This window comes from Aureisphaera galaxeae (genome assembly GCF_028561275.1).
GTDB lineage: Bacteria > Bacteroidota > Bacteroidia > Flavobacteriales > Flavobacteriaceae > Aureisphaera > Aureisphaera galaxeae.
The window spans coordinates 1-12842 of the sequence record NZ_JAQQTF010000001.1 but is presented as its reverse complement, the minus strand read 5'-3'; the positions used below and the strand labels follow the sequence as shown (position 1 = coordinate 12842).

Sequence of the window (12842 nt, the reverse complement as noted above, 5' to 3'; positions counted from 1 at the left end):
GGTGACGGTGTGACCAATGGCGATGAAATAAACGATGGAACGGACCCATCCGATCCATGTAGCTTGGATGTGGCCAGCCAGACGGTACCACCGACCGCAGCTTGGGATGCCTTGGACTGTGACGGAGATGGTGTGACCAACGGTGACGAGGTTACCGATGGAACCGATCCAACAGATCCTTGTGATTTTGTGTTGGCCAGTCAGACGGTTCCACCAACTACAGCTTGGAACGATGCCGATTGTGATGGTGACGGTGTTACCAACGGTGACGAGGTTGTCGACGGTACCGACCCATTGGATGAATGTGATTTGATATTTACGAGCCAAACGGTTCCACCTTCCACGGCATGGAACGCTGCCGACTGTGACGGCGACGGTGTGACCAATGGTGACGAGATAACGGACGGGACCGACCCAACCGATCCCTGTGACTTTGTACTAGCAAGCCAGACGGTTCCAACGACCCCGGCCTGGGAAGCCCTTGATTGTGACGGCGATGGTGTGACCAACGGTGATGAGATTGCCGATGGCACAGACCCATCCGATCCGTGTAGCTTGGATGTGGCCAGCCAGACGGTACCACCGACCGCTGCTTGGGATGCACTGGACTGTGACGGTGATGGGGTAACGAACGGTGATGAGGTTACCGACGGGACCGATCCAACGGATCCATGTGACTTCGTACTTGCCAGTCAGACACTTCCACCTTCAGCAGCATGGAACGATGCCGATTGTGATGGAGACGGTGTGACCAACGGTGACGAGGTTACCGATGGAACGGATCCTCTTGATGAATGTGATTTGATATATACGAGCCAAACGGTTCCACCAACAACGGCCTGGAACGATGCCGACTGCGATGGCGATGGCGTTACCAATGGCGATGAAATAACGGACGGGACCGACCCGACCGATCCCTGTGACTTTATGCTGTCGAGCCAGACGGTTCCGACCACCCCAGCATGGGAAGCCCTTGACTGTGACGGTGACGGAGTAACCAATGGTGATGAGATTGCCGATGGCACAGACCCATCCGATCCGTGTAGCTTGGATGTGGCCAGCCAGACCGTACCGCCGACTACTGCTTGGGATGCCCTTGACTGTGATGGTGATGGGGTAACGAACGGTGACGAGGTTACCGATGGGACGGACCCAACGGACCCATGTGACTTCGTATTGGCTAGCCAGACCGTACCACCGACAACAGCGTGGAACGGTGCGGACTGTGACGGAGACGGTGTGACCAACGGTGACGAGGTTGCCGACGGTACCGACCCATTGGATGAATGTGATTTAATATATACGAGCCAGACGGTTCCACCAACGACGGCCTGGAACGATGCGGACTGCGACGGCGACGGTGTGACCAATGGTGACGAGATAACGGACGGTACCGACCCGACCGACCCATGTGATTTTATGCTTTCAAGCCAGACGGTTCCAACGACCCCAGCTTGGGAAGCATTGGACTGTGATGGTGACGGTGTGACCAACGGTGATGAAATAAACGATGGAACGGATCCATCCGATCCATGTAGCTTGGATGTGGCCAGCCAGACGGTACCGCCGACTGCTGCTTGGGATGCCCTCGACTGTGACGGTGATGGGGTAACGAACGGTGATGAGGTTACCGATGGGACCGACCCGACCGACCCATGTGACTTCGTACTTGCCAGTCAGACGGTACCACCAACAACAGCGTGGAACGATGCGGACTGTGACGGTGATGGTGTGACCAACGGTGACGAGGTTACCGATGGAACGGATCCTCTTGATGAATGTGATTTGATATTTACGAGCCAAACGGTACCACCAACGACGGTCTGGAACGATGCGGACTGTGACGGCGACGGTGTGACCAACGGTGATGAAATAACGGACGGGACCGACCCGACCGACCCATGTGACTTTATGCTGTCGAGCCAAACGGTACCGACTACCCCAGCTTGGGAAGCTTTGGACTGTGACGGAGACGGTGTGACCAACGGAGACGAGATCGCCGATGGAACGGACCCACTGGATGAGTGTAGCCTGGATGTGACAAGCCAAACCTTGCCACCTAGTGCGGCTTGGAACGCCGCCGATTGTGACGGTGATGGGGTAACGAACGGCGACGAGGTTACTGATGGTACGGATCCAACGGACCCATGTGACTTCGTGCTGGCCAGTCAGACCCTTCCACCTTCCACGGCATGGAACGATGCGGACTGTGACGGTGATGGTGTGACCAATGGTGACGAGGTTGTCGATGGTACCGACCCACTGGATGAATGTGATTTGATATATACGAGCCAAACGGTTCCACCTTCCACGGCATGGAACGATGCCGACTGTGATGGTGACGGTGTGACCAATGGGGATGAGATAATAGATGGTACCGATCCAACCGATCCGTGTGACTTCATGCAGACGAGTCAAACGGTACCGACTACCCCAGCCTGGGAAGCTTTGGACTGTGACGGAGACGGTGTGACCAATGGCGATGAAATTGCCGATGGCACCGATCCTCTTGATCAATGTAGCCTGGATGTAACCAGCCAAACCGTGCCACCAAGTGCGGCATGGAATACCGCCGACTGTGACGGTGATGGGGTGACCAACGGTGACGAGGTTACCGATGGAACGGACCCAACGGATCCCTGTGACTTCGTACTTGCCAGTCAGACCGTACCGCCAACAACGGCATGGAACGATGCAGACTGTGATGGCGACGGGGTGACCAATGGCGACGAGGTTGCCGATGGCACCGATCCTCTTGATGATTGTGACTTGATATTTACGAGCCAGACGGTTCCGCCTTCCGATGCTTGGAACAATGGAGATTGTGACGGCGATGGTGTGACCAATGGGGATGAGATAATAGATGGTACCGATCCAACCGATCCGTGTGACTTCATGCAGACGAGTCAAACGGTACCGACTACCCCAGCTTGGGAAGCTTTGGACTGTGACGGAGACGGTGTGACCAACGGAGACGAGATCGCCGATGGTACGGACCCACTGGATGAGTGTAGCCTGGATGTGACAAGCCAAACCTTGCCACCAAGTGCGGCTTGGAACGCCGCCGATTGTGACGGTGATGGGGTAACGAACGGCGACGAGGTTACTGATGGTACGGATCCAACGGACCCATGTGACTTGGTACTGGCCAGTCAGACCGTACCGCCTTCCATGGCATGGAACGATGCCGATTGTGATGGAGACGGCGTGACCAACGGGGACGAGGTTGCCGATGGCACCGATCCTCTTGATGAATGTGACTTGATATTTACGAGTCAGACGGTGCCACCTTCCGCAGCATGGAACAATGGAGATTGTGATGGCGATGGTGTTACCAACGGTGATGAGATAATAGATGGTACGGATCCAACCGATCCATGTGACTTTATGCTGTCTAGCCAGACGGTTCCGACCACCCCAGCTTGGGAAGCCTTGGATTGTGATGGTGACGGAGTAACCAACGGCCAGGAGATATTGGACGGAACCAACCCACTTGATCCCTGTGATCTAGTGGTGGCCAATCAGGATACGACGCCTACTGCAGCATGGGATGCCCTTGACTGTGATGGTGACGGGGTTACTAATGGTACAGAGGTAATCGATGGTACGGATCCAACCGATCCATGTGATTTTGTGCTTGCAAGCCAAGACACAACACCGACTCCAGACTGGGAGGCCCTTGACTGTGATGGCGACGGAGTAAGCAATGGACAGGAAGTGTTAGATGGTACCGATCCATTGGATAGTTGTGATTTGGTAGTTGCCAATCAGGATACCACACCAAGTCAAGAATGGAACGAAGGAGACTGCGATGGTGATGGAGTGACCAATGGTCAAGAAGTACTGGATAATACCGATCCAACCGATCCTTGCGACTACGACCCGAACAGTCAAGATATCACGATAACCACTGCCGAGTGGGATGCCTTGGATTGTGATGGTGATGGAGTGACCAATGGACAAGAAATATTGGATGGAACGAATCCACTTGATCCCTGTGATCTAGTGGTGGCCAATCAGGATACGACACCTACTCCAGAGTGGGAAGCGCTGGATTGTGATGGAGATGGAGTGACCAACGGACAAGAAGTGCTGGATGGTACGGATCCGATTAATCCTTGTGACTTTGTACTTGCTAGTCAAGACACCACACCTACTCCAGACTGGGATGCCTTGGATTGTGATGGCGATGGAGTAAGCAATGGACAGGAAGTATTGGATGGTACGGATCCATTAGATGATTGTGATTTGGTAGTAGCCAACCAGGATACCACACCAAGTCAAGAATGGAACGAAGGAGACTGTGATGGCGATGGAGTAACCAATGGACAGGAAGTATTGGATAATACAGATCCGACCGATCCTTGTGACTACGATCCAGCGAGTCAAGATATCACGATAACCACTGCCGAGTGGGATGCCTTGGACTGTGATGGTGATGGAGTTACGAATGGACAGGAGATATTGGACGGCACCAACCCGCTTGATCCTTGTGATCTAGTAGTGGCTAACCAGGATACTACACCAACCCCAGAGTGGGAGGCGCTAGACTGTGATGGTGATGGAGTAAGCAATGGACAAGAAGTATTGGATGGAACCGATCCTATTGATCCTTGTGATTTCATCCTTGCCAGTCAGGACACAACACCGACTCAGGAATGGGAAGATCTGGATTGTGATGGGGATGGAGTAACCAATGGTCAAGAAGTGGAAGACGGAACAGATCCATTAGATGAATGTGATCTAATCGCAGAGAACCAAGATACAGAACCTTCACAAGATTGGAACGAAGGTGACTGTGATGGCGACGGTGTATTAAATGGTCAGGAAATTTTAGATAATACAGATCCAACCGATCCTTGTGATTACAAGCCAATAAGCCAAGATATTTCTATCACGAGTGAAGAATGGGATAATTTGGATTGTGATGGCGATGGTGTTACCAATAAGGATGAGATTCTGGATGGTACCAATCCGCTAGACCCATGTGACTTCATACTAGCAAGTCAGACAGTACCGCCTAGCGATACTTGGAATGAACTGGATTGTGATGATGATGGATTGCCTAACGGTGATGAGATTGACATAGGAACCGATCCGTTAGATCCGGATACCGATGGAGATGGAGTGCCTGACGGACAGGAAGTGTTAGATGGAACCGATCCATTGGACATATGTGACTTCATCCTTGCGAGTCAGACGTTGCCGCCTAGCGAAGCTTGGATTGAAATTGACTGTGATGGAGATGGAGTGCCTAATGGAATAGAGGTAGATCCAACCGATACTACAAACGATCCTACCGATCCGACCGATCCTTGCGATTTCAACTGGCAAGATCAGGACATCACCATCGTAAGTGATGCGTGGTTAGAACTGGATTGTGATGGGGACGGATTGCCAAATGATGATGAAATTGTAATCAACAGTGATGGAGATCCAACCGATACCCAGGATTCGAACGATAACGGAATCCCAGATCACGTAGAAGTGAACAATGGTAATCCGAATGTAGAGGATAACCTTGAGGTATTCGATATCATGACACCGAATGGAGACGGACTGAACGATGTGTTTGTCATCCGAAATATCGAAAACTTCCCGAACAATACGTTGGAGATCTTCAACCGTTGGGGTGTGAAGGTATACGATACCGAAGGATACGGACAAGGAAACAACTTCTTTAGAGGATTCTCCGAAGGACGTGTGACTATAGATCGAGGAGACCGATTGCCAGTAGGAACGTACTACTATGTGTTGAATTACGTGAACCGACAGGGAGAAAGCAAGCAATTGGCAGGACCACTTTACATTAACAGAAGATAAAATCATATATAAAATGCCCACCGGAAGTTCCTGTGGGCCCAATACTGAAACCTATGAGAAAATTTTTCGTAACAACAATGATCTTGGTTTTTCTGGGGCTTTTTACAAACGAAGCACTAGGACAGCAGGATGCTCAGTATACACAATATATGTACAATCCTTTGAGCGTAAACCCCGCCTATGCAGGTTCTAGGGATGTGCTCAGTTTTGTTGGGCTGTACCGTAGCCAATGGGTGGGCCTAGACGGGGCACCAACAACAATGAACTTTTCGCTCCATTCTCCGGTAGGTAAACGGGTAGGGTTAGGAATCAATGTTACTAGGGACGAGATCTTTATCGCGGACGAATCATATGTCGACGCGATATTTACCTACACCCTTCCCGTATCGGAGGACGGACGATTGGCCTTGGGGATCAAAGGAGGAGCACATCTTCTCAACATAGATTCGAACAAGGCGAATAACGGAACCTTCAACCCGAACGATCCCTTGGCCGAAATATTTATCGACAATAAGTTTTCACCACAAATCGGAGCAGGAGCCTTTTATTACACAAATAAGTTTTATCTGGGTTTCAGTGTTCCGAATATTTTGGAAACGGAGCATTTCGATGAATCTTCAAACAGCAACAATTCCAGTGCGACGGCCGAAGAAAGGGTGAATTATTATTTGATGTCTGGATATACCTTCGATATCACGGATAATCTTTTGTTTAAGCCCGCTGTGCTGACTAAGCTTGTACAAGGATCACCACTTCAGGTGGACCTTTCAGCAAATTTTCTGATTCACAAAAAACTGACCTTAGGTGCAGCCTACAGATGGAGTGCAGCATTGAGCGGACTGGCCGGTTTTCAGGTAAGCGATCAAATCATGATTGGTTTCGCCTATGATCGTGAAACGACCGATCTTCAGCAGTACAACGACGGTTCCTATGAAGTGTTCCTTAGGTTCGAGCTTTTCAAAAGGGATAAAGGATTGAAAAACCCAAGATTCTTCTAAAATAATACCATGGTTATGAGAAAAATAGACTACTTAGTTTTAATGGCATGCATGATGGTGTCATTCATTTCCTTTTCACAAGAAACAAATGAAAACAACAAAGAAACTCGTGGAGATCGGTATTATGAAGAATATGCCTTCATGGATGCACGTGAAGCATACATCCGCGCAGTGGATAAGGGTTACCGATCTAAGAATCTTTTAGCGAAACTCGGTGATTCTTACTATTTCAACGGAGAATACGAGGAAGCCTCCAAATGGTACGGTGCCTTGTTTGCTTATTCAGAAAGCATTGATAGCGAATACATCTATCGCTATGCGCAATCCTTAAAAACCATAGGGAAATATGCCACGGCCGATCGAATCATGGAAAAACTGGATGAGGTGGCCACGACCGATGACCGTGCCGATCTCTTTGTTGAAGAAAAGAATTATTTGAAGTTAATCGAACTGCAATCGGGTAGGTTTACCATTTCCTCAGTGCCCTTCAACTCAAAGTATTCAGATTTCGCACCAACACTCAATGGCGGGGAGGTGATATTCACTTCCAATAGGAAAACACGAACGGCATCCCAACGTTTCCATGATTGGGATGATGAGCCTTTTTCAGAATTATATTCCATTACGGTAAGTGAGGAAGGAAATCCGGAACGATATAGAGACAGAATTAACACCAGATATCATGAATCGTCTGCTGTTTTTACCAAAGATGGACGAACCATGTACTTCACCAGAAACAATTTTACCGAAGGTAGACGTGGAAGGGATGGTAATGGACACACCAACCTCAAGTTGTATAGAGCCGAACGCACGGACAGAGGCTGGGGCAATGCCGAAGAATTACCCTTCAATAGTGATGAGTATTCTGTGGCACATCCGGCTTTGAGTGCCGATGAAACGGAATTGATTTTTGCCAGCGATATGCCAGGTGGAGAAGGTGCTTCCGACTTGTACAAGGTAAAGATTCAAGGAGATGGTTTCGGTGATCCCGTAAGTTTGGGCGACATTGTAAATACCGAAGGAAGGGAGACATTTCCCTTTGTAGATACCAACGGCGACTTGTACTTTGCCTCCGATGGACATGTTGGACTGGGAGGTTTGGACATTTTTGTGGCGGAACTGGGTCAAGATGGCAATTATCAGAAAGGGTATAATATTGGAGAACCAGTAAATAGTAAGGCCGATGATTTTTCTTTTGTAATTAATAGTTCCACGGGGCTTGGTTATTTTGCATCGAACCGTGAAGGTGGAAGAGGAGGAGACGACATTTATTCTTTCGAACAGACTGCAGGGTTAATAAAGGAATGTAGACAATCCCTCAATGGGGAAGTGCGTGATAACGATAGCCAAGACCTTATCGCTGGAGCAAAGGTCATCTTATTGGATGGCGATACCAATGTGTTGGAAGAAACCACTTCCGATAGGGAAGGGAAGTTCTATTTCGATATTATTGAATGTACGACCAAGTATTCCATCCGTGCCAGTAAGGACGGCTTTGGGAATAGCGAAAAAATGTTTACGACTACGGGGGAGTACGACGGAATTTCGAAAAAGACATTATACCTGAATCCTGATAAGGAAGTGGATATTATGGAAGTAGGCCAGGACCTTGGGGTATTGCTCAACTTAAATCCTATCTATTTCGATTTGAGTAAATCCTTCATTCGACCCGACGCGGCCAGTGAACTTCAAAAGGTGATCACCGCGATGCGCGATAATCCCACTTTAAAGATCGATGTTCGGTCCCATACGGACAGTCGTTCCAGTGCTGGGTTCAATATGCGACTTTCGGATGCACGAGCGAAATCCACAGTAGATTATATTGTGAATATTGGTCGTATTGATCGCAGTCGAATTACGGGCCGAGGATACGGTGAATCACAATTATTGAACCGTTGTTCGGACGGAGTACCTTGCAATGAAACAGAACACCAATTGAACCGAAGATCTGAGTTCATTATCGTAGAAAAGTAGTTTTTCATATTTATATAGTAATTGATAATCAGGGCCACGCATTTTGCGTGGCTTTTTCATTGACTATGAATTAGTTAAAGTTATCTTATAGGATTACTAGGATAAAGGTATTTTTTTGCGTATTTCATCGATAAATTATATGGTTTTAACGTACTTTTTAACACTTTAACATCCTAACCGTCACTTCAACGAGTTTTTTTACCGTTAAACGAGCATTACATCGATTAAATAATGCGTTTCATCGAAAAAATTACGGTTTAGCCGTATTTTTTTTGTCTCATACACAGATTTGTAAGTAGTTTTACCCGTAACAAGCCTAATCACTTAAAGAATAAATACCGCGCAGCAATGTGCTTTTTCTTTATGTGATTTTTTTGTTAATGGACTTGACCAACCCGATGACCCAAAACCAAAAACCCAAAGCGAATCTGCCTTTATCGAGGATGATAAGGGTAGATTTTTTTGTTTATAAAATCATAGTTATAAGCTCATGAAAATAATTACCCTAGTTAATTACAGATTCGAGAAGATTACAGATAGCTTTTCTTACCTCCTTTTCTTCCTTTGCCTTACAGCTTTGTTATTCCCAATACAATCATCCGCTCAGTGTGGCGCCGGTGAAGTTAATGGAGTCACCGATATGCTGAACAATTGGACTGCAGGAACATTTTCGTATGCAGAGAATAATGTTGATGGAACAGGAGTCAATTTTTCCGTCAATGTTACAGGAGAAACCGGGGTTATTTCCCAAATACAAGGAGGAACTTTTAACGGTCTCAACGGAGTTGACCTACGTTCCAATGGTTTTTCAACCGGAGCGACCTTCACCATTACATTTACTCCTGCGGTAAATTCGGTAAGTTTCGATATTGGACATATCAATGGTTCTTCCGGTGGTGGTGGAGACAAGTTCTTGGTTTCTGGATTAAATGGATTGTCAAATACGATTGTTCCAACGGTAGTTGAAAATGATCCCGATAACACGTTCGACGTAGTCACAAGTGTATCCAACGTAGAATTGGATGCTAATGGAGGTGGTCTTTTTACAGTTGGGAATGCCAACTTAAGTCTTTCGGACCCTTTTGGAATATCTGAAATAACCATTTTTTGGGACGAATGTGATATTTGCACAGGGGGATTTCATGGCTCTATTATTAGTGACTTTGACTTTTGCGCTAGTGCAGTAGTGGATCCATGCGATCCGGTAGCCTCGGGAAACGTAGACACCGATACCGATGGCGTTTCTGATGTCTGTGACGAAGATTCGGATAACGATGGTATCTTGGATACCAACGAATGGAATTGTCCAACCGGTTTCATAGCATTAGGACAGACCTTTAGCGATAATTCCTCAAATCCCGGTACTGTCAACAACACATTTCCATTTGGAGGGGCAAGTGCAAATTTTACCTATGCTTTACAGGGTAGTGCCAACTGGTCTGGTGGGGTTTCTAATCAGAATAACGGGGCAATTCTTCCCGATGGAGAGTATATCAATGTGCAACCCAACAATACCGATTTTCCCAATGGCGATGTAGCTGTATATACGGTAGATTTCATTAACGGGCCTGTGTACGATCTGGAGTTTAAATGGGGAGGGCTAGATTTTTCAGATCGAGTGGATATCCTAGCTTTTAACGGAGGTGCTCCGGTTGACGTTACCATAACCGATATTAATCTTGGAGCCGATGGAACTTTCATAGGAAATACCGTGATAAGCTCGGCTACTGGCGCCAACGCCCCTAATAACAGTATTCAATACGAGTTTGTAGGTCCAGTAACTCAGGTGGTTCTTACTTGTGCCAAACAAAATGGTAATTCAGGGAATGTAACCATGCAGTTGTATGAAATGTCCTATTGTCTTGCACAGGATACCGATGGTGACGGAACACCCGATTATTTAGATGAAGACAGCGATAATGACGGATGTGATGATGTATTGGAATCCGGAGGTGCCGACCCTAATGGGGATGGTATCCTAGGAGATCTTCCTACAACGGTAGATGCCAACGGACGTGTAACCGGAACGGCTCCTGTTACGGGAGCATATAACGGAGTGAACGGAGATGAAAACAATGCCGTTCGCGTTAATGTAACGACAACACCTTCCAACCAGACCGTAACCGACGGGGATCCAGCATCCTTCATGGGGGCGGCGACGGCCGATGAGGCCACCAGCTATAGCAGCGGAACACCCAATTATGGAACGCCCGGAAACGCGAATGGCGGTATCAACTATCAGTGGTACCTAGGAGATCCTTCCAGTGGAGGTATTGCACTTACTGATGGAGCCTTATACAGTGGAGTAACTACAGCAACCTTAACTATTAGTACAACTTCAGCCATACTAAACGGCAATCAGTACTGCCTGGTAATAACGCACGATGATAATCCATGCATCAACGAAGTAAATTGTGCCACCTTAACAGTGAATGCCGCGGCAGATCCTTGCGATCCTATTGCCTCAGGGAATTCCGATAGTGATGGTGACGGGGTAAGTGATATTTGTGATTTAGATGATGACAATGACGGAATTTTAGATACTGCCGAAGGATGTCCCCCTGCTTCACCTTTAACTGAAATTGACGGAACTGAAGACCGTACATTCTTCCCAACCAACTATTGGGCGGTTTCCTACTATGAAGGACAGGAAGGAACTACTTCTGGCCCTGGCCCTACGAACGGAGGCGGAGGTGCCGGTACTTCTATTTTTAGAGGGGAGTCCTATTTTGGATTGAATTCTTCAAGGTCCCTATATATGTCGAATGGAACAGCGGCAAACGATCGTTGGTCGCAATTTGAAACACCCTCGGATCCAATACTACCAGCAAATTACCAAGGAGCTGTTTGGACATCTACAGGGAATCCATTCTATCAAATTGACTTTAGAAGAACCGCTTCTGCTACCGGGACATTATCCTTTGGTGGAGGGGCATCAGAGATTTTAGATGATTCCATCGAAGTTCTTGTGAACGGAACCAGCGTATACTTGTTTTATCCAGGTGGAGGCGCCCCAGATCCAAGACCTGGTGGAGGTGTAGCGGCAAATATTGCCGTTAACGCCGGAGATGAAATTATGATTCGATTCATTAATCTAGGATTTATTGGAGGGCTTACTTTCGAATTTATCACCCCTGGAGATACGGATGATGATGGAATTCCAGATTGTTTCGATCTAGATAGCGACAACGATGGGTGTAATGATGTACTGGAGTCTGGCGGAGCCGACCCAAATGGCGATGGTATTTTAGGTGATCTACCTACTATTGTCGATGCCAATGGTCAGGTGGTTGGCACAGCACCAACCACGGGTGGATATAACGGTGTTAGCGGAAATGAAGTTAATGCGGTTCGGGTTAATGTGGGAACCACTCCTAGCAATCAAACAGCCAATGCTGGAGACCAAGTAATGTTTAGTGGCACTGCTACTGCAGATGAGGCCACCAGTTATACCGCCGGAACACCCAATTACGGAACCCCTGGAAATGCCGATGCAGGCATTAACTACCAATGGTATTTGGGAGATCCTTCAAGTGGTGGTACGCCACTTTCCAATGGAGCCCCATATAGTGGTGTCACTACTAACACGCTTACCGTAGATCCAGTTGCAACCGCCTTGAATGGAAATCAATATTGTTTGGTAATCACCCATGATGACAATCCATGTATCAGCGAAGTGAACTGTGCTACGCTAACTGTAAATTCTTCTGCAGATGTAGCCATAACCAAGACCTTGGTGGACAGTAGCCCCTACCAAACGGGTGATACCGTGACCTACACAATCGTGGTGAGCAATACCGGTCCGGATACGGCCAACAACGTAGTGGTGAGCGACACGCCTACGAATTTGACCATCACTGGAGTGAGCGGTGGAGGGTGTACAACCTTCCCATGTACCATCCCGAGCATCGCCTCAGGAAGTCCTGCCAATGACGTGACCATCACGGTTACGGCTACCATAGATGGTCCCGGTACATTTACCAACGTGACCGATGTATCGGCTGATGAGAACGATCCGGATACCTCGAACAACGATGATGATGGTAG

General features: G+C 47.8%; 4 protein-coding genes. All 4 read left to right on the top strand.

What is annotated here, in order from left to right; genetic code table 11:
• Nucleotides 1-5823, top strand: a 5823-nt coding sequence (locus tag POV27_RS00020) for a T9SS type B sorting domain-containing protein (protein ID WP_272860668.1), incomplete at its 5' end; no start/stop codon positions are given.
• A gap of 53 nt (nucleotides 5824-5876) precedes the next feature.
• Nucleotides 5877-6821, top strand: a complete 945-nt coding sequence (locus POV27_RS00015; protein ID WP_272860667.1) for a PorP/SprF family type IX secretion system membrane protein — start codon at nucleotides 5877-5879, stop codon at nucleotides 6819-6821.
• Nucleotides 6822-6836: 15 nt separating this feature from the next.
• Nucleotides 6837-8795 (top strand): OmpA family protein, encoded by a 1959-nt coding sequence (locus tag POV27_RS00010; protein WP_272860666.1) that lies wholly within the window; start codon nucleotides 6837-6839, stop codon nucleotides 8793-8795.
• A 490-nt stretch (nucleotides 8796-9285) separates the two neighbouring features.
• Nucleotides 9286-12842: thrombospondin type 3 repeat-containing protein (locus POV27_RS00005; RefSeq protein ID WP_272860665.1), on the top strand; the 3557-nt coding region annotated here is incomplete at its 3' end.

Bases quoted from the DNA above. Each gene is read 5' to 3' on its own strand.
- POV27_RS00015 (WP_272860667.1), top strand. From the start codon at position 5,877: ATGAGAAAATTTTTCGTAACAACAATGATCTTGGTTTTTCTGGGGCTT.
- POV27_RS00010 (WP_272860666.1), top strand. From the start codon at position 6,837: ATGAGAAAAATAGACTACTTAGTTTTAATGGCATGCATGATGGTGTCA.